Genomic DNA, 22,499 nt, shown 5'->3' on the forward strand with positions numbered 1-22,499 from the left:
ATTCACGCTGTAAATTACCGAAAGACTAAATAGTCATTAATCGATTCTACACAATTAAACATGGCATTTGGCGGCAGATGGCGAAAAAAAGTGTACGGTAAGCCACATTGCCTAAAACCTGTGATTGTGCGGGAGCTTGAAGAGAGCAACCTGTCCAAAAAATTGCCTTGCCATATCACTTATTTGTCATCATACCAAGATGGAGAATTCTACAATGAAAGAAATAAGAATACACGGCCGGGGAGGTCAGGGTTCGGTCACTGCTGCTGAACTTCTGGCTGTTGCTGCTTTTGCGGACGGCAAGTTCAGCCAGGCTTTCCCAGCTTTCGGAGTGGAAAGAAGAGGAGCACCTGTCCAGGCTTTCACCAGGATCAACGATACTCCAATAAGACTTAGAAGCCAGATCTACGAGCCTGACTATGTGATCGTGCAGGACCCGACATTACTGGAATCTGTCGACGTGGCCAGTGGCCTGAAGGATGATGGGGTCCTCATCATTAACAGTGACTTTGATCCGGAAAAATTCAAGCTTGATACAAAGGCAAAGATAATGACAGTGAATGCTACAAAGATAGCACTCGATATCATTGGAATGCCAATCGTCAACACAGTGCTGCTTGGAGCTTTTGCCGGTGCCACCGGCGAGATAAGACCGGAGTCCATTATGGAAGCTGTCAGGGAAAGATTCCCGGGCAAAGTCGGAGATAGGAACGCACAGGCAATTATGAAAGCATATGAGATGATGGAGGGACAGAAGTGAAGATAGTACCCGGAGCCGTTTGCGAGGCAGGTACCAGCAGGGTCAACAAGACCGGCGGCTGGAGGACCTTCAAGCCTGTCTACGATTACGACAAATGCATTAAATGTAAGTTATGCGAATTGCTATGCCCTGACAGCTCAGTGCTGCCAAAAGAGGACGGCTACTTCGAGTTCGATTATGATTACTGCAAGGGATGTGGCATATGTGCCAACGAATGCCCCAAGAGCGCTATCACAATGGTCCTGGAGGAAAAATAATGGCTCATGAAATGAAGATGAATAAGAAAAACATGGTCGTTGTGGAAGGTTCCTATGCTGTTGCACATGCAGTCAAGACCTGCAGGCCAAATGTGATCTCCGCATACCCTATCACCCCGCAGACACACATCGTGGAAGATCTTTCCAAGTTCATGGCAGACGGAGAGATACCAAACTGCGAGTATATCAACGTCGAGTCTGAATTCTCAGCACTTTCAGCACTAGTGGGCTCCTCAGCAGTCGGAGCAAGATCCTACTCAGCCACAACGTCTCAGGGACTTGAACTCATGCATGAGGTCCTGTTCAACGTGGCCGGCATGAGACTTCCAATCGTCATGACAGTGACCAACAGGGCCGTCAGTGCTCCGATCAACATCTGGAACGACCAGCAGGACTCGATATCCCAGAGAGATACCGGATGGATCCAGCTCTACGCCGAAAACATTCAGGAAGTTTCAGATATGACCGCACAGGCTTTCAAGATATCCGAAGACAGGGATATAATGATGCCTTCAATGACCTGTATGGACGGTTTCATCCTGTCACATGTTTACGAGCCGCTGATACTGCTTGAACAGGATATCACCGATGAGTTCCTGCCCCCTTTCAAACCGGAACGTACACTTGACCCGAAGAACCCGCTGACATTTGGCGCATTCGCAGACCCTCACTTCTATACGGAGTTCAGGTACCAGCAGGAGTGTGCTATGCAGAAGGCACTTAAGAAGATAGAGTCCGTTGCTGACGAGTTCTACGATATGTATGGAAGGTACTTCGGCGGACTTATCGATGAATACCATACCGAGGACGCAGATATCATCATAATGGCAATGGGTTCCATCATCGGGACCATCAAGGATGTCATCGACCGTCTCAGGGAGAAGAACGTGAAGGTAGGACTGCTCAAGGTCAGGGCGTTCAGGCCTTTCCCTGCAGAAGCTATCATGAAGGTCATCAGGGATGCTAAGGTCGTTGTTGTGCTTGATAAGAACATATCTCTGGGTATGAACGCTGGAGCGCTGTTCATTGAGACAAAATCGATCCTCTATAACACAGATATCACTGTACCTGTCATAGGATACATGATAGGCCAGGGAGGACGCGACATACCCATGAGCACTATCGAAAGGATAATCGCCGAAGCAGAGGAAGTAATCATATCTGGTATCAAGAAAGAGAGCCAGTTCACTGACCTGAAGGAGGAACTGATATGAAATCACTTTTAGCCCCGGGACACAGGGGATGTGCAGGCTGCTGTGATGCAATGGCTGCAAAGTTCACCCTCATGGCTGCCGGAGAGGACTGCATTGTAGTGACCCCCACCGGATGTCTTGAGGTCATGACCACACCCTACCCTGAGACTTCATGGGATGTACCCTGGATACACTCACTTTTCGAGAACGCAAGTGCTGTTGCCTCAGGCATAGAGGCCGGACTTAAAGCTCTTGGTAAACAGGGTACAAAGGTAATTGCAATGGGAGGCGACGGTGCCACCATGGACATCGGGCTTCAGGCACTGTCCGGTGCCTTTGAGCGGGGACATAACATCACTTACGTGTGTATTGACAACGAGGCCTACATGAACACCGGTGTGCAGAGGAGTGGAGGAACGCCTTATAACGCTTCCACCACCACCAGCCCTGCCGGAAAGGTATCTTTCGGGAACCCCAGGCCAAAGAAGAACATGCCTGCGATCATAGTCGCACACGGCTCACCTTATGTTGCTACAACGTCCCTTGCATACCCCAAGGATATGATCGCCAAGGTCAAGAAAGCCATCGAGATAGAAGGCCCGACATACATACACTGCCATGCACCATGCACTACAGGCTGGGGATACGACACTTCCAAGACAGTCGAGGTTGCCAGGATGGCTGTTCAGACAGGGCTCTGGCCACTGTATGAAGTCGAGGACGGCAAGGTTACAAAGGTCCGCAAGATAGGCAACAATAAGAGGCCTGTTGAAGAATACCTTAAGATGCAGCGCCGTTTCAAGCATCTCTTCACCATGGAAGGCGGTGCTGACGAGATCGCGAAGATCCAGGCTATTGCTGACAAGAACATTGAAGAGTTCAGCCTCTAAAAGGCCACTCTTCAACCACACTTTTTTATACCTGTACTACTTCTTTACATACTGTCTGGATCTATGTTGCTTTTACATGCATCACTGCAGGCTGTCCGGCCTTCTCGTTCGTAAATAAGAGTGAATATATAGAGGCATTATTATTTTATTTTCGAGTGGAAGCAAACGGGTTCTGAAAAACTCATAAGAACTATTATTTCATATATGGATGCATGACCTCTGAGCTCCCGGCGACTGTGCCTGACAATACTAAAAATTTCGAGCTTATCTTCGAGATACTGAAAAAGGAATACCCCGGTGCTGCCCCTGCCCTGCATTTCAGCAATCCGCTGGAATTGCTTGTAGCCACCATCCTCTCGGCCCAGTGTACAGACCGCCAGGTGAATGTTGTCACGCAATCCCTTTTCAGGAATTACCACACCGTAGAAGATTATGCCGCAGCAGACGTCCGGGAGTTCGGAAAGGAGATCTACTCAACTGGTTTCTACCATCAGAAAGCAAAGCACATCATTGCCAGCGCACAGCTGATGCTTTCGGAATTCAACGGTCAGGTGCCAGATACTATGGAAGGCCTGCTGAAACTACCCGGGGTGGGCCGCAAAACAGCCAATATAGTGCTCTCAAGGGCCTTTGGCAAAATAGAGGGAATTGCAGTGGACACCCATGTGAAGCGCCTGTCCCGCCGCCTGGGCTTCACCCGGAATGAGGACCCGGAGATAATCGAGAAGGACCTGATGGCCATCGCAAAAAGAGAAGAACTGGAGGCACTCTCCATGACATTGATACTGCACGGGCGCAATGTTTGTGTGGCGCGCAAGCCAAAGTGCGAGGTATGTGTGGTCAACAGGCTGTGTCCATCGAGCAGAGTTTAAATGTACGTTCAAAGCTTTTTGACCTAGCTCAGCCATCCAGTAATGACACGGCAGTTTCTCATAAATTTTCATATGTAACAAAGTATATATACAGGGTCTTGGCTCTAATGCGCTTTATCAGTCGAATTTTGACTTTGGTCAGCTGGCTTGATATAATGCAAACAACAAAAACAATTACCCGATATTTCAAAGAGTCGTTCTCCAGCGATCTCAAGGCCGGTTTTATTACCGCCATCGTAGCGCTTCCTCTTGCCATTGCCTTTGCTATGGCTTCAGGTGTCGAACCTGTTCTCGGACTATACACGGCCGTGATAGCGGGAATACTGGCTTCTTCTGTGGGCGGTTCGAGATACTCCATCACCGGGCCTACCGGTGCCATGACAGTTATCATCCTTTCAACAGTGCACAGCTTCGGACTTGAAGGGCTGCTGCTTGCAGGTTTCCTGGCAGGCATTTTCCAGATACTCTTCGGGCTTCTCAGGCTTGGGAAGGTCGTCAAGTACATACCACTGCCTGTTATTTCGGGATTCACCAGCGGTATCGGTGCTATAATACTCATAGGGCAGATACCCAACGCTCTTGGCATGGTCATTCCGGCAAGAGAACGTGTCTGGGAAACTGCCTATGAGATATACACCAGGCTCGATATAATAGACATAACAGCAGTGCTGATATGCATCGGAACTATCCTGCTACTGATGCGCCTGCCAGGACTCCTGGCAAAGATGCGATATTTAAGCAGTCTGCCTGCTTCAATAATAGCTCTGTTCCTGGCAGTGTTGCTGACATACAACCTTAAGCTGGAAGTACCCCTTGTCGGAACGATACCCACAGAGCTTCCCAGCATAAATATGATAGCTCTGAATGTTGACCTGGTCATGGCCGTACTGCCCGCAGCTCTCACTATTGCGCTGCTTGGTGCCATCGAAGCTCTTCTTTGCGCAGTAGTCTGTGACGGCATGACTAACACCAAACACGATAGCAACAGGGAACTACTGGGACAGGGAATCGCGAACATAATACTGCCCTTTTTCTCAGGTATCCCTTGTACGGCCGCCATTGCAAGGAGTGCTGTCAATATAAGGGAAGGTGCAAAGACCCAGATGTCAGGTATCATACACGCATTGATCCTGCTGGCAGTGTTGCTTTTCCTCGGACCGATAGCTGCTTTCATACCAAAGGCGTACCTTGCAGGTGTGTTGATACTGGTATCTGTCAGGATGATCAACCTGACCGAGTTCAGGACCATTATGAATATCAGTAAGATGGACACGGCCGTACTGCTTGCCACCTTCCTGCTCACTGTGTTCACAGACCTGGTATTTGCCGTGCAGATGGGTATGTTCCTGTCAATAATCCTGCTCTTCATCAGGATGACGAATATCATCGACATCCACAGCATGGAGAACTACGACAGGACAAAAGGGATCAATGCAACCATCTTTGCAGATCCGTATCTTGAGAAGAACGTCTCGGTCTATACAATTAATGGCCCCTTCTTCTTCGGTGCCATGAACGTGTTCGAGAACAAGATCAACGAACACATCAGCATCAGTAAGCCCCACATTATCCTGCGCATGCGTTATGTCCCGTTCATAGATACCACAGGTCTTGAGCGGCTGAGAAGTTTCATCCACTCCAGCAGGAAGATGAAACAGAAGGTCTACATCACATCGGTACAACCCAAGGTCATGAGCAAGCTGGATATTGACAAGGAGTTCAGGCATATGATAAAGAATAAAGAGGTCCTTATCTTTGATAGCACACAGGAAGCTCTTGCTTACCTGAAGAAAGAGAACGGGGACTTAAAGACAACATGACGGATAATGAGATAGTTGAGTTCTATACAACTATCTCACAATTCCAACATCATCCCGTAACCATACTCCCCCGTAGGCCTTTTGAAAAAACCGAACTTCTCGTAAAAGGCCTCTTTCCCTTTGGCTGACATCAGGGTTATGTACGAATAATCCTGCACATTCTCCTCTAGATAGGACATTATCCGCTCCATCAAAGCGGTGCCGATGCCCTGGTCCTGGTACTCAGGCAATACGATGACATCAGCAACGAAATAGATAAAACTGTGGTCCCCTACCAGACGGGACATGCCTGTGACCCTGCCATTCTCAACAGCGCAAACGCAATATGTGGAATTACTGAGACTGTTCTCTATTGACTTGTTGCCGGGGCAGGGCCAGCCTACCGATTGCCGCAGGTGGATGTACTCTTCAATTGACGGGAGCTTTTCTTCGATGGTATAGCTCATAAAATCCGTCCTTTATTCTTTCATGAACAGCTGCCTTGCAAGTTCCATCCTCTCTCCCAGTCCCGGCCCTTCGAACTCCTCCGCGACCTTCCCAAGCAGAGCGGGTATATCCAGATGTTGCGGGCAGACTTCCAGGCATTCTCCGCATTGCACGCACTGTGAGGCAAAATTAGTATCACTGCCTCTGAAGATGCCGCCAAGCTTGGCTACATACATCATTTTCAGCCTGTCCTCACCACCGAACATGTAGAGTTTGTTATAAGTTTCAAAGCAGCCGGGGATATCCACTCCCTCAGGGCACGGCATACAATATCCGCATCCTGTGCAATCGATCTGCATGAGCTCTTTGTATTTTTTAGCCACCCTCTTTATGAGCTCAAGCTCTTTCCCGGTAAGAGTGTTCGGATAAGCCATATCAGCAACCTTCAGGTTCTCCTCTACCTGTGACTGCTCATTCATACCTGAAAGCACGACCGTGACCTCCGGATGATCCCATACCCAGAGCAGCGCCCATTCCGCAGGACTGCGCCTGATATCCGCCTCGCCCCATATCTCTTCCACTGCAGACGGTACATCTCCCGCCAGACTGCCGCCGCGCAGAGGCTCCATTATGATGACACCAAGTCCACGGAATGCTGCATACTCAAGCCCTTCACGACCTGCCTGGATGTTCTCGTCCAGGAAATTATATTGTATCTGGCAGCAATCCCAATCGTAGCCGTCCACAACCTCCTTGAAATCCTCAGCAGCGCCATGGTAGGAAAAACCTGCATCGATGATGCGTCCGTCGGCTTTGGCCCGGTCAAGGAATTCGGTAACACCCAGATCCCGGATAGTTTTCCAGCTGCTGCCCACCAGGCTGTGGATAAGATAATAATCTATATGATCGGTATTCAGTTTTTCAAGCTGGCCATTAAGGAAGCTGTCCATGTCCTCATGCTTGCGAACCATCCACTGGGGCAGTTTTGTTGCAATTCTCACTTTTTCCCTGTAACCATCCGCAAGTGCACGTGAAAGGAAGGGCTCACTTTCCCCCATGTGATATGGCCACGCAGTGTCAATATAGTTCACACCATGGTCTATTGCATAACGCACCTGTGCCATGGCCTTTTCCTCATCGATGGTCCCGTCCTTGTTCATCGGCAGACGCATGGCGCCAAAACCCAGTACTGATAACCTTTCTCCGTTCTTTGGCATTGTCCTGTATAACATATTTCATGTTCCTGCTGATTCTTTAATAGATTTAGTCACTCTTTGGTTATTAAATGATTATTTACAGACTTTCCGTAATAATCTTTGTTTTACCCGGATTCTGTCTGATATGCCTAGGGACGGGAATAGGAGAAGCACGGATGTGCTTCAGGAAAAAAAGATATGCGTGGATACTGAAAGAGTAATTCAGTTCAGTTTCCTGAAATTGTATTCCCCTTTTCTTTTCTCGATAATGTCGCCTACTTTCCATTCCGGGCCGAGTTCCATTTTTTTGACCTTGCCGTTGTCCTGCCTGATGTATGCATAGGTCTTGTATGCTTCGTAAGTTGTGGCATTGTTGTTGGAATCATATTCCTTCTGCAGATATTTTTCCTCTTTCAGTTCTGTGATGGTGCCTTTCCAGCTGTCGTTGAGGTTCTTGTAATAGAACAGGACCCCGATGGATAATGCAATTGTGGCTCCCAGGGCAGCGAGCGGTTCTTGTGTAAGCAGATACACGGCCCCGACAAAGACTGCTGCAAAGATTATTGCGTATTTTGACATGATATCGCCTTTCCGATAACAGATTAGAAATGCCTTAAATTAGTATTTATTTAATAAAATATAATTTTTTGCATTTGCTATTTACATCATAGCTGCCATTGTGTAGAAACTGATTTTCCGGTGTCCGAATATTGAAAGACTGTGAAACCTCACTCGAAAACTGTGCGCTCATAATCGATCATTGTAGATCTCGGGATATTGAACCAAATTTATTATTTGAAATATGTTAGTGCTTTTTATGTAAGCAGGAATAATAATGAAAAAGATCAGAGATAAATGGGTTTATAGAGGTGGGGAATGAACAAGATTAAAAAATCTGCGGCATATATATTCTGCTTTTTGCTTTTATCGGGTGTTGGTATTATCCTATTCATGAACATACACCCGGCTTTCGGCGGGATTCCGACGACAGAACAAAAAGAAACATATCAGGAATTAAATAATTATGTTGACGGCAATTTTGTTAATGACATCCCAACAAGAGTATTCGTAAATCGCTCAAATAATTCAGCAATGAATGAGGTTTCCGCTTCAGATGTCAAAAACCGCAATCCTGCTGGCCCGATCCCTGTTTCTGCCATTGACTGGAAGTTAATAGAAAGCGGGAATGATAGCCTGACCTGGTTCGGACACTCTGCTTTTCTGCTTAGCGTAGATAATAAGAAATTATTGATAGATCCTATGCTGAGTCCTGTTGCCTCACCTGTCTCACTTGTGGGAATAAACAGATATGAATACAGCGAAGATATCATGCTGCATCTCATTGATGATATGCCGCCAATCGATGCAGTTTTCATTACACATGACCATTATGATCACCTGGATTACCGATCCGCTGTAAAGCTGAACAGTAAAGTATCGCATTTCTTTGTCCCTCTTGGGTGCAGTGCTCATCTGATCCGATGGGGTATTCCGGAAGAAAAGATCACCGAACTCAACTGGTGGGAAGAAACGGAGTATGAGGGTCTGACCGTTGCTTTGACACCATCCAGACACGGCTCAGGAAGAAATCCACTCAATATCGACACCACGCTCTGGGGAGGATGGGTCATCCTGGGAAACAGGACCCGGATATACATAAGTGGAGATGGAGGATATGGTCCTCATTTCAAGGAGATCGGAGACAAATACGAACCTTTTGATATCGCCCTGATCGAAGGCGCCCAGTATGACCGTAAATGGCCGGATATCCATATGGTACCCGAACAGGCTGTCCAGGCTAATCTGGATGTGAATGGTAAGACAATGATGCTGATGCATTGGGGAGCATTTACACTGGCCAATCATGCCTGGAATGAGCCAATAGAAAGGGCACTAAAGGAGGCAAATGAAAGGGAAGTGAACATCATTGCCCCTCATATCGGTGAAACCATTCTATTGGATGCAGACCTGCAAATGCCTCCAACTGCATGGTGGGATCTCTGACATGGAACAAAACCCTTATCAGCTCTCTGCCACACTCTGCGATATCTGTTCAAGCAGAGTGTACACCTGTTCCATTTCCTGTCCGTATCCCGCCCAGTCACCATTCCTTAAATGCCCCTGCGCATTGTTATAATGCTCAAGCGCCCTTTCTGCCAGTTCTCTTGCATCCTCTGACACATATACGGGTTCTCCGTCGTAATCGACAGCTTCACCCCGGAGCAGCACCTGCAGGGATGTGACCAGGTCAATGCCCATATAGACAGTTTCTCCGGAAGATACTATCACTCTTCTCAGTTCAGGCATCTCACCCTCATCTGCACTTATGAACACCGGCTCAACGTAAAGTATTGAGTTGTCAAGAGGAACCACAAGCAGATTCCCCCGGATCACACTGGATCCCTGCTGTCCCCAGAGTGTGAACAATTCCGATATATGCGGATCCTGGTCTATTCTGGATTCTATCTGGTTTGGTCCGTATATCATCCTGTCCTTTGGGAGTTCGTAATGTATCAGCTCCCCGTAATTTGGTCCGTCACATCTTGCAGCAATCCATGAGATCATATTCTGCCTGTTCCTTGGCGTGAACGGCTGCATGAGTATATACTCAACACCTTCTCCTTCAGGAAGCCGGGTCATGATGTAATATGGCTCCAGAGGTATTGTGCTCCCACGGTAATATTCCTTTGGGATCTGCCATGCATCCTCTTTATTGTAGAAGGTCTCGACATTTGTCATATGATAGTTCCGGTAGATGTCCATCTGGACCCTGAAATATTCCTTCGGGTACCTTATGTGCTGTTTAAGACCATCAGGCATTTCTTCATGCGTTTTGAAAAGGTCCGGGAATATCCTGGAATATGCATTAATCAAAGGCTCATCATCCATTACATAATAATCCACAGTGCCGTCATAGGCATCAATTATCACCTTGACCGAATTGCGGATATAGTTGAGTTCACCGGCTCCAACCCTGTATTTCTCTGAATATGGGAATTTATCGGATACAGTATAAGCATCAATGATCCAGAATATCTTGCCATCATATATCACTGGATAAGGGTCACTTTCATAAACCAGGAACGGAGCGATCTTGTGAGCCCTCTGGTTTATCTGCTGGTCATACATAACACGGCTTCCCTCGGTCATATACTGGCTCAGTATGAAGTTCACATCTCCAAAACGTATCGCATATGCCAGTCTCTTGAATATGGAATCCAGCTGTACGCCACCTTCCCCCTCGTACCTGGCATATACGTTCCCTGCTGCACTGGGATAGTCGAGCTCTTCTAATCCGCTATTTACGATCTTGTAATCCCTTGTCAGTTCTCCGTAGTAGATCCTGGGATTTGCAAGATCAAAGTCACCCTGCGGTGGTATGTCCCGAAGCACAAGCGCGGGCCTTCCGTCATCTGTTTTTTCGCTGACACTGTTCATTACTGCCCCGAATCCATGAGTATAGACAAGCCGTTCATTCACCCATGTCCTGGCCGAGGGATCAAGATGAGTTATGTCCATTTCCCTGACAGATATCATGAACTGCCTGTATTCTCCATTAACGTAGTACCTGTCCGTATCCACGTCATTGAACTCATAATATGTCCTTATCTGCTGGGTTTGCCTGTATGTATTCTGAAGAGCCCGCTCATCCCATATCCTGATATTCGAGATGATATCCTCATTATTTGCAACCGCAGAGCGGGTAAGTTCGGGGTTATATTCAAAAGGTCTTACATCGATATCCGAAAGTCCGAAACCTGCCCTGGTATATTCGATATTGTATAAGAGATAAGGCTCCTCAAGCTGGAGTTCGGTAGGCTCTACCTTGATCTGCTGATAGGCCGCAGGGGCAAAGGACGTAAGAAGGATCATGATCACAACTGCACTGATTCCCAGCAATGGGATCCTGATATTTCTCAATCTGGTATTTACTATAATTCCAGCTGCTGCTATAACGCAAACCAGTGACGTTATGGTGAGCAGAGGTAACCTTACATGGACATCTGTATATCCTGCACCCGTTACGATGCCCTGCTGTGAGAATAAGATCTCAAATCTGCTCAGGTAAAAACTGAAAGCTATTATTGCAAAAATGAGTCCCAGAAGCACTGAAATGTGCATGAGCACCTTGGCAGGGACCCTGTCCATAAGATTTGCCAGGTCACTGTTATTTGTCACATATTCAGAGGAATCTATAGTGTATTGCGGGCTCAGTATGTGCTCCAGCTTGTCCAGATAGATGATCCCGGCAAGTATCAGGGCTAAAGTTGTAAGTGAAAGTGATATGTTTTTGACCAGTTCCATTAAAGGAAGCTGGAATAAATAAAATGAAACATCTCTGAAAAAGATAGGGTCTTCCATACCTGTTGGCGCCATGTTCAAATACAGGAGGATTGTCTCCCATTGATTGCTCAGATACAGGCCAAATATCAGCGATAGTATGATCGCTGCTGGCATAATTAGTCCATCAGTATCAGTATATTTATATTTGCTTTCACCCAGGGCATTCTTTGTGTATGTCCGTGCCAGACGTATATTCAAATAAATGAATATGAATATCAGCAAGAAGCTTGCCAGAAATATCAATACTTTCCAGCTCAGAACGGTTAAAAAGACAGACAGATATCCGATCATATCAAACCAGAGGTATTCAGTTAAATAACCCATCCCGGGACCAATACCAAAAAAGATTGCTGCCAGTGCAAGCAAAGTATATTTTGTTTTTGAGAACATCAGTTTACCACACAGATAATTAATTATCAGTCTTAAACAGGGATTTTAATCCCTTCCTTTATCAGGGGGGCATTTTACACTAAAGTCTTTCCCTGCAACCCTCGCAACATGGCGTGAAATCTATTGCTTTCTTCACATTTCAATTACCCTGACATCTCAGGTCAAAAACTTACCAAAAAAAAGATATGCTTCTTACGCCCTAATTATTATTGGGGTATATGTATGAATACAAAAATAAAAAAGATAGTGGTAGCTACAGATGGCTCTGAGAACGTAAAGAATGCGGTAGAATGGGGTATCGAACTTGCAAAAGCGAACAGTGCTAAAGTCAGTGCCCTTTATGTTATTCCACCCTCAGGTATTGCTCTTGCTATGCGCGGCGAAATGTGGTCAAAGGCAATGGAAAGTCACCAAAGGGATATAGGTAAGAAGGCTACCGAACATGTGGTGGACATGGGCAGGAAAGAAGGTGTCGTAGTGGACCCCGTGATCATTGACGGCAAAACTCCTACAGACGGCATCGTGGATTTTGCCGCGCAGAACGATATAGACCTCATAGTGATGGGGACACTGGGAATAACGGGGATCAGTCATATCCTGCTCGGAAGTGTTGCAGAAAATGTGGTAAGGCATGCAAAAAGACCGGTGCTTGTCATTCCATAGAGCATGAAAAACAGAGAACAGGCAGACTGATAATTAACTATCTCATTCAGGGATAATTTCAGATATAGTTTACTTTTTAAATCCCCTGTCTTTTTCAGGCTTACTACAAAACCCTTTTTTGATTTCAACTGTTATCGGTAAAACAAGATAAGAAAACTTATCTCATTTGGCTGCCAAAGTTGATAATGAGCATCCGGATAGGATTGCCTAAGGAGGCATCCCCGGAGAGTGGATATGATTAGGGGGAAATGATAGTGGGAAAAATGAAAGACCTTCCGCCAGGATTTGAGAAGATAAAGCAGTTTATCTTGGTGGATGCCCTGCTCGGGCGAAGAGCAAGGGAATTTACAATAGGGTGGCAACTGTGGAAGATGAGACATGCAAAACCGAAAAGATTAAAGAAGATATTGCCGATGTTCCTCTGATAAAGGCTGAAGAGCCGGGAAAGCTTGAGCTTGACAGCGCCGGATATTTCGTAATACTACCGCAGCCTGAAAAAAGGACAATCCTTGCAAAACACTATTCCTACGACAAAGAACTCCTGAGGATCATCGAAGGCCCGGATGCACGTTCCATCTACCGGACCATCATCAGGCACGAATGGGTAAGTACGCTTAACCATGCAGCCTACCTCGGACAGGAACTGACAAGAGCTGAGATTGCCATGAAGGCAGGCTTTATGTATGTTCAGAAGTGAACACTTGTTTAAAATAGAAGCACAAAAGTTCACAGTTAACTTTGTTACTGTGCTTTTTACAAACATTTCTGCAGGACTGACCTGAACAAGATTTAAATCCACCCATTCCAAGTCTCAGTTATGCAACCTGCACAGCCACAAAATGACACCACGTCTCACCTGCCGGAGGATTTTGATGCAAGGGTAGTCAGTACCATTCCCTACTATCAGGCTTTTCACAGGGAGGTCATCAATCTTGTCAGGGCACTGCCCTTCAAGCCAGATGTATGGCTGGATACCGGCTGCGGGACAGGGTCACTGGTTCATAAGGCCGCTGAAGAGTTTCCTGACACCAGGTTCCTGCTAATGGATCCTTCAGAGAACATGCTGGAACAGGCGAAAATAAAATTGTCTTCCCTTTCCCGGGAACAACTAGTGTTTCTTGAGCCCTCCCCGACTCAGGGGTTCTCAGGGATAACGGGGGAGAGACCCGATATCATCACTGCCATCCAGTGCCACCATTACCTCAGCCGCGAAGAGAGGGCAGAGGCCATTGATGTTTGTTACAGGCTTTTAAAGGATGACGGGATTTATATCACTTTCGAGAACATCAGACCTTTTACTGATAGAGGCATCATCATCGGGAAAAATTATGTGAGGAACTTCCAGCTGGCTCTGGAAAGAGACCCTGATGATGTTGAAAAGAACCTCGCCCGTTTTGATGTGGAATATTTTCCCATAACCGTGGGAGAGCATCTTGAACTGCTGAGAGGGTCAGGTTTTAAGGTCGTGGAACTGCTTTGGTATTCCTATATGCAGGCCGGTTTCTACTGCATCAAGTGAAATACAGGAGCATAGGATTCTGCTCAAAGCTCTTAAATGCGATTACCAATAATGTGTATGTGAAGACTGGGTAGAAGGGATACAGTTTTTGAAAAGCATGCTTCGCCGGTGGGATCACATCGAACTTTTGCGGTTGAAGGGAATTGAGGGTCATAATTGCAGGAAAAGATAGGTTAAGTGTCTGAAGAATGTTAACAGCGTTAACATTATAAGATACTATGCTGATACATATTCTTTAACAGGTAACTTATCATGGCAGGAAAGAACATGGTCAATGGATCAGAAACAGAACAGAGAAGATGCGCTATCCTGAAATCTCTGGTTGATAACAGGTACCGCTCCCAGATACCGCGTATAGTTGATTCAGTTGTTGACAGTTGCTATGACAGCAATTGTTTTGACCATGTGGATGCGGCTGTGATACCTTCAAAGGAAGCACTTATAGAAATAATAGGCCTGGTCAAGGATATCCTCTTTCCGGGTTATTTCGGGGAGCAGACCCTGGACAGGAATAACCTGCGATACCACCTTGGAAGTGAGATAACAAAGCTCTTTGAGCAGCTCTCGGAGCAGATTAGCAACAGCATCATTCATGATTGCAACCGCTACGAGGAGGACTGCGCAGAATGCATAGACCGGGGACAGGCAGAAACTATAGCCTTCCTGGAGAAGATACCCATGATACGCTCCCTTCTGGCTTCCGATGTAGTGGCAGCCTATGATGGGGACCCTGCGGCCAAAAGCTACGACGAGATCATCTTCAGCTATCCCGGAATCTTTGCCCTGACGGTCTACAGGGTAGCCCATGAGCTGCACAAGCAGAAAATAGCGATACTTCCACGCATAATGACAGAATATGCTCACAGTGCAGTAGGCATCGATATACATCCGGGAGCAAAGATCGGCAGAGGGCTGTTCATCGATCATGGCACCGGAGTGGTCATTGGAGAGACCTGCCAGATCGGAGACAATGTCCGCATCTACCAGGGAGTTACCCTGGGTTCGCTCAGTTTCCCAAAAGATGAGAGCGGAGAGCTGATCCGTGGAAAGAAGAGACATCCGACCATAGAAGATGACGTTATAATATACTCCAATGCCACCATATTGGGAGGAGAAACTGTGATTGGTGCGCGTTCAGTGATCGGTGGAAGCGCGTGGATCACCAGATCGGTCCCTCCGGATACGAAGGTAATTATTGAGGAACCAAGGCTCATCATTAAAGAGAAGCACTGATACAAGAATTGATTAACTTCAGGGGATGGTAAGATCGGGAAAATATATAGTGATATTACAAAAACGGTTGGTAACACACCACTTGTACGCCTGAACAGGATAACTGAAGGCTGCTATGCAACAGTTGTGGGAAAAGTGGAGGCTTTTAATCCGCTTGGCTCTGTTAAGGACCGTATTGCCCTGAGTATGATAGAAAAGGCCGAAGAGCAAGGGCTTCTGAGCAAGGATACTGTCGTCATAGAACCCACATCAGGCAATACAGGCATTGGCCTGGCTTTTGTGTGTGCATCCAGAGGATATCGCCTCATTCTCACAATGCCTGAAACAATGACGGAGGAAAGAAGGAAAATACTCAAAATGCTGGGTGCCGAAATGGTGCTTACTCCAGGCCCTAAAGGAATGATAGGCGCCATCGAAAAAGCTGAGGAGCTGGCCAGGGAGACACCCGGCTCATTTGTGCCTCACCAGTTCATGAACCCTGCAAATCCTGAGATCCATCGTCGCACGACCGCCGAGGAGATATGGAATGACACGGACGGCGCTGTGGATATCCTGGTTGCGGGTGTCGGTACGGGCGGGACTATCACGGGAGTATCGGAAGTCATCAAATCCCGCAAGCCTGGTTTCAAGGCAGTTGCAGTCGAACCTAAAGATTCGCCGGTGCTTTCCGGAGGAAAACCAGGGCCCCATAAGATACAGGGGATAGGAGCCGGTTTTGTGCCAAGTGTCCTTAATATGGATATCATTGATGAAATAATCCAGGTCAGCAATGAGGATTCATTCGAAACCGCCAGGAAGCTTGCGAAAATGGAGGGGATACTTTGCGGAATATCATGCGGTGCAGCACTTCACGCAGCCCTGGAGGTAGCCAGGAGGCAGGAGAATAAAGGCAAACTCATTGTAGTCGTGCTGCCTGATACAGGTGAGAGGTATCTGAGCACAGCTCTTGCAGAATAAGCTTAAGTTAACGTCAAAAGATAGTCAACCTGGGTCAACATAGTACAATATTGCAGATGGCTGCAAATGACTTGAAAATAAGTGAGAGTTAACCATAAAAAGTCTCCCGCCCAAATAAGTTCAATGCAACGTGTGATAATCCATGTGGATATGGACTACTTCTATGCAGCCATTGAAGAGCGGGAAGATCCTTCTATAAGGGATAAGGCGGTGGTGGTGTGCATGTACTCCAACCGCGGCGAAGAAGGCGGGGCTGTGAGCACATGTAATTATGCTGCCAGGAGAGCAGGCATACGTGCAGCCATGCCCTGCCGGCAGGCCAGGTCCCTTAAACCTGATGCGGTTTTCCTCCCGGTGCGCAAGGGATTCTACGAAGAAGTGTCAAAGAACTTAATGGCAATACTGCACTCCTATGCTGACAGCGAGGAGGCTTTTGAGAGAACCAGCATAGATGAGGCTTTCCTCGATATAACCCGCTCCTGCAATTCTGACTTTGACATTGCCAGGGAGATAGGCATGCGCATCAAGGAAGAAGTGAAGGCACAGGAAAAGCTTACCTGTTCTGTGGGTATAGGTCCCAACAAGCTCATAGCCAAGATGGCATCCTCTTTCCGCAAACCTGATGGCATTACCATTGTAAGGACAGAGGAAGTGCAGGACTTTCTCCGACCTATGCCTGTGGGCAAATTGTGGGGCATAGGCAAAGTAACAGAAGACAAGCTTGCACAAATGGGAATCATGACAGTCGCCGACCTGGAGGAACATGACATAATGGAGCTTGTCAGGGTATTCGGGAAGAACAAGGGTACATGGCTCAGGCATGCAGCTTCCGGGATCGATGAAACGCCTGTAAGGGAAAGGTCTGCAAGTGATCAGATTGGTAGGATGGCCTCGCTTAAACATGACACACACGACGAGCAGATAGTCTTTTCACTTCTTACCGAGCTTGCAGACGATGTGATGAACAGGGCGCAGGCCCGAAAAGTCGGTTTCAGGTCTGTTACAGTCACAGTCATCTTTTCAAATTTCAAAACATCCACAAAGAGCAGGACCCTGAGCCATCCGGTATCCGACAGGCAGGCGCTCCATGATACTGCCAGGGAGATGATGGGCCAGTTCCTCGGGGAGACCACAATGAACTTCAGGCGTATTGGAGTGATGGTCGGTAACCTTAGTGAGAAGACCGGACAGAAGAGCCTGTTCGATTTTGCGGAGTGATGTCATGCCTCTTCCATATAGTAAGGTTCCGGATAACAGGCCACCGGGTGATAACTGGAGAGCACGGATATATGATATCATATTTGAGGCCGACACTCCTGCCGGAAAAGCCTTCGATGTCCTTCTCAGCGTGAGTATCCTTTTCAGCGTGCTTGTTGTCATAATGGATAGCTCTGCTCCTATCAGAAGCGAGTATGGCGAATCGCTGCACATGCTGGAGTGGTTCTTCACGATAATCTTCACGATAAATTGAGGAAGGATGCTTGCAACTTCACAGGCTGTCCGACAATTCCAATTTTTTTGGTCATAGATACTATAAAGTCCCATAAGATATGACTTTATTAATTACACCTTTACTTTTGTGCTGAGTAGGTATATTTTTTAAGTTTACTGCTGTACAGATCAGGTTGAACTCGTTTTTCACGGTATCTATTCTGTGCCTACCGGGATTGTGACAGCAGAGATGAGTTTCGCTTCTATGGAAAAAAGGAAAAAGCTCAGTTCAACAAAGGAGTGCAGCAGATGCAGATATAATGGGCACGATCAGGAGGCACTATTCTGTAAGTTCTGTGGTGGTGAGCTTAAAAAGCTTTGAACTGATTTTTGAGCATTTCTTGGAGTTTCTTCTGGTAAAACTGGTAATGATGATAATTATCATCTTTTTGTTGCATGGATACTTATAAATAAAATAACAGGAGAGATTTTCCACATTGACTGTATGACATGTTCAACCCAAAGAGGGATCGATATTCCAGGCTATGAAGTAAAAAACGAAGAGGAAAAAGATTTCCAGCTTGACCTGCTCAGGAAAGTGCTGGGGTCGGTCCAGGATCACATCGTTGTGATCGACAGGAGCATGAGGATCGTCATGAGCAACTGGAAGCACTGTGATTCTGTTCCCGCCAGGGATAAGCAGGGTCATCCTTACTGCTATAGCTGCCTTATGAAACGTTCCACTCCCTGTGAACCGTGCTACATGCTGGAAGTGCTGACGACCGGAAGATGTCGCAAGTATGAGATCGAAGATCCCCTTGATGGAAAAACAAAGTCTGTCGAGTTATCCCCCATCCTTGATGAAGAACATAATGTTGTCATGGTGGTAAGACATACCAAGGATGTCAGCGAGCGGAAGAACGTTGAGAGAATCCTGAAGATGCGGGAAAGCCAGCACGCTGCGGTTGCAAGACTTGGACAGCAGGGACTTTCAGATGGTGACCTGGACAGCCTTATGAAAGAAGCGGTCAGGCTTGTCGCACTGACCCTTAATGTGGAATACTGCAGGATAATGAGACAGGAGAAGGCTGGGAACACTGTCATGATCGCAGGAGTAGGATGGGAGGATGAGACAAAAGACAGTGATATTGATGCCCACATTGATGATTCCAGCAACATACTCTGTTATACCCTCTACTCAGGTGAACCGGCAGTTGTCATGGACAGAGAAACAAAAGACAGGTTCAGCGGCTATTCTCTGCTCAGGGATCATGGACTTGTAAGCGGGATGGACGTGCTCATCGGACGTAAGGACAGGCCTTTTGGGACCCTGAGCGTTCATACCGCACAGAGCAGAGTGTTCACGGAGGACGATATCCATTTCATGCAGTCTGTCGCCAACGTGCTTGCGGAATCCATCAACCGCAGGGAAAATGAAGAGAACCTGCACAGATACACCAGGGTGCTTGAGTCAAGCACTGAACTGAAAGTACTGTTCACGGATATACTCACCCACGACCTTCTTAATCCTGCAAATATCATCCGCGGTTTCACAGAGGAACTTCTCATAATTGAGGATGACAAGGATAAGATAAGGTTGCTTGATAAGGTTCACAGCAACAACGAAAAACTGATAGATATGATTGAGTCGGCTACAAAATTCATCAAGCTGGAATCAGTATCTGATGTAAAGTTCCAGGAGCAGGACATCGTCCCGATAATTGAGAGAGCTATAAGGTCTTTAAGGGACTATATCGATAAAAAGGGTCTTACGCTTGTTTTCAATCCTGTCCCCGGTTGCGTTGTTCATGCCAGTCCTCTAATGGAAGAGGTATTCATCAACCTTCTGTCCAATGCTATCAAGTACAGCCCTGAAAAAGAGAAGATAATTGTCAGCATCCGGGACCTTGGAAATGAATACAGGATACAGGTAACTGATTTTGGTTCTGGTATAAGCAACCAGGACAAACCCATGATATTTGATAGATTCAAAAGAGCGGATAAGGGCAGTGTAAAAGGGAGCGGCCTCGGGCTTGCCATTGTAAAGAGGATAATAGATCTCCACAAGGGAAAAGCAGGTGTTGATGACAATCCTCTTGGCAGAGGCAGCATATTCTGGGTCTCCCTGAAAAAAGCCTGATCGTGGGACAGTGTCTACCAGGCCCTTATTTACTTTTAGCCAGTATCGTGGCCCAGGAACGCTTGCTGCAGTTTGGGCATTTCAGATACTTCTTTGTACCGCCATTGGGACCTAAGAAATCAGCAGCAAGAGATATCTCGAATACCTCACCGCAGTTAGGGCAGCGATAGGCAAAATTCTTTGCATGCCAGGAAACCAGCTGGAATGTGCCCAAGGCAATTATCAATACCCACAGATACCAGTTCTCCGGTAACAAAACAAAAGAAGCTGCTACGATTATAGCTGAAAATGATACAATATACAGGATTGTCCTGCGCCAGTCAGAATCTGTGACTTCCCTGTAATTACTATCCATGAAACTCTCCATGACCTTACAAAAAAGAGATCATCTAAGAAAAAAGAGCTTTTGAATAATGTTCTCAATTTACTGTTGTGTGAATATTGATAAAGGTTTCTGTATCTGTCTGTGATATAAAGAAATGTTATCTTTGATTTGCCATTTCTAATAGCACAGATATATTTGAAGGCAGACAGCCTGCTAAAAAGGGAGTTGATGGATATCTTTTCAGCATATATATATAAATAAAAATGACAGATATAGTCCTATGCAGATCCTGATCATAAATATCATTGACACTGCGCTGGTAATAGGCGTGATAGCCGTCTTCCTGCTCATTGATATTATTGCAAAGAACAATCTGAAGATAGGCCATAAGGATATAGGTGCAGACCTGGCCATCGGTGCACTTGCCATACAGCTTGCATTCGTGATCACGCTGCTTACAAACCGGGAAATGGAGTTCTTTTACAGCAATATAGTGCTTGCTGTTTGTTTTGCTTCTATCTGGGCAGTGTGCCTCTGGCTCCCGGACAAGAAAGATGTCCTTGGAAACATGTTCTCCTACACCCTGGGAACTTTTGCACTCTCACTGTCAATACTGCATATCCTAGGAGCATCCGGTATTACCGGCATAGGAATGGTAGTTGCCGCGTCCCTTGTACTTTCTGTTTCTGGATTTCTCTTTGCCGATTATCTCAATAATGAAAGGATAAGCCAAAGGTTCCTTGCCATTACCAGGGAACTGAATGCCTATGAAATGAGCGAGCATTACAGAAAGATGGATAGCGGAAAATCGGTCTTTGATCCTCTTCAGTTTGTTGTCGATATAATCAGGGGTGCTTTAAGGAATGACGACGACCTCACGGCAGTAAAAGGAATACATTCTCTTGGAAGATTCGGTTCCCAAGTCCTTATGGCAGGCGGGAACAGTTCTTTGATAGTCAGTCATTTGAGCTCACATCTTTATAGGCTGGGTGTGCTTGCAGAGAGCGAAAAGAAAATAGATATCGTTAACGAGATCACAAAAGCTATGGCCACTATCGGCAGTGATTGCGCTGAAAAGAATATGAGTGGTTCCACACTGCAGATAATAGAGCACATGCACAATCTCTTTACTCTTCACAAAGGAAGAAACTATGTTCTTCCCGGGGGCAGGGTATCACAGATCAGAAGAGCAAATACAATAAAAGACCTTTACAATGCATTGAATAATAATTATATTTCCACTCCAATGTATGAGTTTGCACTATCTGCAGGCAAAGTGGGCCAGACAGCCGCTACGCATAAAATGATAGAACCTGTTGAAAAAGCTGTCTATCTTCTGAAGATCATCGCTCTGGATGCCGCCTCAAATAAAGATATCCATACACTTGAGCATGTACGCAAAGCCATGGTGAATGTTGCAGTCACGGTCAGGGAGAACAGGCTTGAAACTTTTGAGAAGCAGATAATCATAGCTCTTCGGGATATCTGCATAAAGACCGTCCAGGAGTCGCCTGACAGGAAGAAGAATGATGCCCTCCGTAAGGTCGTTGCGGCATTCAGGGATATAGGGGACATATTCGGTGAGCGGTCCTACCTTGAGATCACAGGCTCCTTAAAAGATATAGGCGTTACTGCTGCAAGAAAACATTCCGATGAGAAAGTCGTTGATGTTATAGGCCATATTGAATATTTCTGTGTGCTTGCTGCAGAAAAGAACCTAGATGAAGAGGCTTCACTCTCAGTAAATGCGCTCGTACAGGTGTGTGAAGCTTCCATAAAGGAACAGATGGTGGAATCAACTGCCCTCTCCTCAAAGACCCTTGCAGGCTTGTCACAAAAGGAAGAGCTGATGGTTTTTGTCAATGATGCAGTTTTTGAAATTGGCAAATATAAGGAAATTGACAGGGAGATGTTTGCACTCTTTGAAAAGACCTATAATAATTCAGGTGGACGATAGTTCGGCTTTTAGCCTCTTTAGGTCTGCTTTTCGAAGGATATATGTACTGCGATTGTATTCTTATATGCTGTAGTGCTTACGTTCACACGTAAAGCAATATGACAAATTCCGTACACTATATAATTA

General features: G+C 46.3%; 22 protein-coding genes. 17 read left to right on the plus strand and 5 right to left on the minus strand.

Features of this window, described 5'->3' with window-relative positions; translation table 11 throughout:
- The first annotated feature begins 214 nt into the window (after positions 1-214).
- The 6 genes from Q8J68_RS04570 to Q8J68_RS04595 all read left to right on the plus strand — a co-directional run bounded on the left by Q8J68_RS04570 (position 215) and on the right by Q8J68_RS04595 (position 5,792).
- The gene (locus tag Q8J68_RS04570) at positions 215-760 is read left to right on the plus strand and encodes a pyruvate ferredoxin oxidoreductase subunit gamma (protein ID WP_305310360.1); all 546 of its coding nucleotides are present in this window, start codon (positions 215-217) and stop codon (positions 758-760) included.
- Positions 757-1,017, plus strand: coding sequence for a pyruvate synthase subunit PorD (gene porD / locus Q8J68_RS04575; protein ID WP_305310361.1), 261 nt, complete (start codon positions 757-759; stop codon positions 1,015-1,017). Before Q8J68_RS04570 ends, porD begins: the two co-directional genes overlap by 4 nt.
- Positions 1,017-2,231, plus strand: coding sequence for a pyruvate synthase subunit PorA (porA, locus tag Q8J68_RS04580; RefSeq protein ID WP_305310362.1), 1,215 nt, complete (start codon positions 1,017-1,019; stop codon positions 2,229-2,231). Before porD ends, porA begins: the two co-directional genes overlap by 1 nt.
- Entirely contained in the window at positions 2,228-3,100 is an 873-nt protein-coding gene (gene porB / locus Q8J68_RS04585; RefSeq protein WP_305310363.1) for a pyruvate synthase subunit PorB, read from the plus strand. The genes porA and porB overlap by 4 nt, the downstream gene beginning before the upstream one ends.
- 212 nt (positions 3,101-3,312) lie before the next feature.
- Complete coding sequence (gene nth / locus Q8J68_RS04590) at positions 3,313-3,972, plus strand: endonuclease III (RefSeq protein ID WP_305310364.1); 660 nt, start codon at positions 3,313-3,315, stop codon at positions 3,970-3,972.
- A 155-nt stretch (positions 3,973-4,127) separates the two neighbouring features.
- Positions 4,128-5,792 carry a SulP family inorganic anion transporter gene (locus Q8J68_RS04595; protein WP_305310365.1) on the plus strand — a complete coding sequence of 555 codons (1,665 nt, stop codon included), beginning with the start codon at positions 4,128-4,130 and terminating at the stop codon, positions 5,790-5,792.
- 35 nt (positions 5,793-5,827) lie between these two features.
- Here the strand turns inward: Q8J68_RS04595 and Q8J68_RS04600 are convergent, their stop codons facing one another.
- The 3 genes from Q8J68_RS04600 to Q8J68_RS04610 all read right to left on the minus strand — a co-directional run bounded on the left by Q8J68_RS04600 (position 5,828) and on the right by Q8J68_RS04610 (position 7,993).
- Positions 5,828-6,238, minus strand: a complete 411-nt coding sequence (locus tag Q8J68_RS04600) for a GNAT family N-acetyltransferase (RefSeq protein WP_305310366.1) — start codon at positions 6,236-6,238, stop codon at positions 5,828-5,830.
- Between the two features lie 12 nt (positions 6,239-6,250).
- Positions 6,251-7,450 (minus strand): aldo/keto reductase, encoded by a 1,200-nt coding sequence (locus Q8J68_RS04605; RefSeq protein WP_305310367.1) that lies wholly within the window; start codon positions 7,448-7,450, stop codon positions 6,251-6,253.
- Positions 7,451-7,636: 186 nt separating this feature from the next.
- Positions 7,637-7,993, minus strand: coding sequence for a hypothetical protein (locus tag Q8J68_RS04610; RefSeq protein ID WP_305310368.1), 357 nt, complete (start codon positions 7,991-7,993; stop codon positions 7,637-7,639).
- A 297-nt stretch (positions 7,994-8,290) separates the two neighbouring features.
- Here Q8J68_RS04610 and Q8J68_RS04615 point away from each other — a divergent pair, with 297 nt between their 5' ends.
- A complete protein-coding gene (locus Q8J68_RS04615; protein ID WP_305310369.1) occupies positions 8,291-9,418 on the plus strand; it encodes an MBL fold metallo-hydrolase in 1,128 nt (375 codons plus the stop codon).
- An 18-nt stretch (positions 9,419-9,436) separates the two neighbouring features.
- On the opposite strand, the gene Q8J68_RS04620 is transcribed toward Q8J68_RS04615, so the two are convergent.
- The gene (locus tag Q8J68_RS04620; RefSeq protein WP_305310370.1) at positions 9,437-12,148 is read right to left on the minus strand and encodes a UPF0182 family protein; all 2,712 of its coding nucleotides are present in this window, start codon (positions 12,146-12,148) and stop codon (positions 9,437-9,439) included.
- Between the two features lie 222 nt (positions 12,149-12,370).
- On the opposite strand from Q8J68_RS04620, the gene Q8J68_RS04625 reads away from it, so the two are divergent.
- The 9 genes from Q8J68_RS04625 to Q8J68_RS04665 all read left to right on the plus strand — a co-directional run bounded on the left by Q8J68_RS04625 (position 12,371) and on the right by Q8J68_RS04665 (position 20,091).
- The gene (locus Q8J68_RS04625; protein WP_305310371.1) at positions 12,371-12,811 is read left to right on the plus strand and encodes a universal stress protein; all 441 of its coding nucleotides are present in this window, start codon (positions 12,371-12,373) and stop codon (positions 12,809-12,811) included.
- 254 nt (positions 12,812-13,065) lie between these two features.
- A complete protein-coding gene (locus Q8J68_RS04630) occupies positions 13,066-13,236 on the plus strand; it encodes a hypothetical protein (protein ID WP_305310372.1) in 171 nt (56 codons plus the stop codon).
- Positions 13,176-13,508 carry a DUF4346 domain-containing protein gene (locus Q8J68_RS04635; protein WP_305310373.1) on the plus strand — a complete coding sequence of 111 codons (333 nt, stop codon included), beginning with the start codon at positions 13,176-13,178 and terminating at the stop codon, positions 13,506-13,508. Before Q8J68_RS04630 ends, Q8J68_RS04635 begins: the two co-directional genes overlap by 61 nt.
- Before the next feature lie 120 nt (positions 13,509-13,628).
- Positions 13,629-14,330 (plus strand): class I SAM-dependent methyltransferase, encoded by a 702-nt coding sequence (locus Q8J68_RS04640; RefSeq protein ID WP_305310374.1) that lies wholly within the window; start codon positions 13,629-13,631, stop codon positions 14,328-14,330.
- 252 nt (positions 14,331-14,582) lie between these two features.
- Positions 14,583-15,563 carry a serine O-acetyltransferase EpsC gene (gene epsC / locus Q8J68_RS04645; RefSeq protein WP_305310375.1) on the plus strand — a complete coding sequence of 327 codons (981 nt, stop codon included), beginning with the start codon at positions 14,583-14,585 and terminating at the stop codon, positions 15,561-15,563.
- Positions 15,564-15,596: 33 nt separating this feature from the next.
- Positions 15,597-16,520: a cysteine synthase A gene (gene cysK / locus Q8J68_RS04650; protein ID WP_305310400.1), complete on the plus strand. Its 924-nt coding sequence runs from the start codon at positions 15,597-15,599 to the stop codon at positions 16,518-16,520.
- A 123-nt stretch (positions 16,521-16,643) separates the two neighbouring features.
- Complete coding sequence (dinB, locus tag Q8J68_RS04655; RefSeq protein WP_305310376.1) at positions 16,644-17,738, plus strand: DNA polymerase IV; 1,095 nt, start codon at positions 16,644-16,646, stop codon at positions 17,736-17,738.
- 4 nt (positions 17,739-17,742) lie between these two features.
- Positions 17,743-17,991 carry a hypothetical protein gene (locus Q8J68_RS04660; protein ID WP_305310377.1) on the plus strand — a complete coding sequence of 83 codons (249 nt, stop codon included), beginning with the start codon at positions 17,743-17,745 and terminating at the stop codon, positions 17,989-17,991.
- Between the two features lie 465 nt (positions 17,992-18,456).
- Entirely contained in the window at positions 18,457-20,091 is a 1,635-nt protein-coding gene (locus Q8J68_RS04665) for a GAF domain-containing sensor histidine kinase (RefSeq protein ID WP_305310378.1), read from the plus strand.
- 25 nt (positions 20,092-20,116) lie between these two features.
- Here the strand turns inward: Q8J68_RS04665 and Q8J68_RS04670 are convergent, their stop codons facing one another.
- Complete coding sequence (locus Q8J68_RS04670; RefSeq protein ID WP_305310379.1) at positions 20,117-20,446, minus strand: hypothetical protein; 330 nt, start codon at positions 20,444-20,446, stop codon at positions 20,117-20,119.
- 250 nt (positions 20,447-20,696) lie between these two features.
- Between Q8J68_RS04670 and Q8J68_RS04675 the strand changes: the two genes are divergently transcribed.
- Complete coding sequence (locus Q8J68_RS04675; protein WP_305310380.1) at positions 20,697-22,373, plus strand: hypothetical protein; 1,677 nt, start codon at positions 20,697-20,699, stop codon at positions 22,371-22,373.
- The last annotated feature ends 126 nt before the right edge of the window (positions 22,374-22,499 follow it).

The organism is Methanolobus sp., assembly GCF_030682845.1.
Lineage (GTDB): Archaea > Halobacteriota > Methanosarcinia > Methanosarcinales > Methanosarcinaceae > Methanolobus.